Raw genomic sequence first — 326 nt, forward strand, 5'->3', positions numbered from 1 at the left:
CCCACGGCCTCTTCGGCCATCGCAGCATCGGCGACGGACTCGTCCATGACGTCGCCCTCGACGGGGGCGTCGTCCAGGTCCGCGTCGGCCGGCTCCATCGTGGTCTCGGGTTCGGGGGCCAGGTGGGCACCACCGAAGGACGGGGGCGGCGGCGGCTCCCAGGGTGCCTCGACGTCGGGCGCGGCGCCACCAGCCACCAGTCCACCCGCCACCAGTCCACCAGCCACCAGTCCACCGGCCACCAGTCCACCGGCAAGCGAGTCGCCGTCAGCGTCGTCGTCCGGCCCGCCGTCCACCGGGCCGCCCTCGGCCACCATGTCCTCCTC

At 74.8% G+C, this 326-nt stretch carries 1 pseudogene; it reads right to left on the reverse strand.

What is annotated here, in order from left to right:
- Positions 1–326, reverse strand: a pseudogene (locus ACOADB_RS18330) (hypothetical protein); the annotation flags it as partial.

This window comes from Nocardioides sp. CPCC 206348 (assembly GCF_048654705.1).
In the GTDB taxonomy this organism is placed as follows: Bacteria; Actinomycetota; Actinomycetes; order Propionibacteriales; family Nocardioidaceae; genus Nocardioides.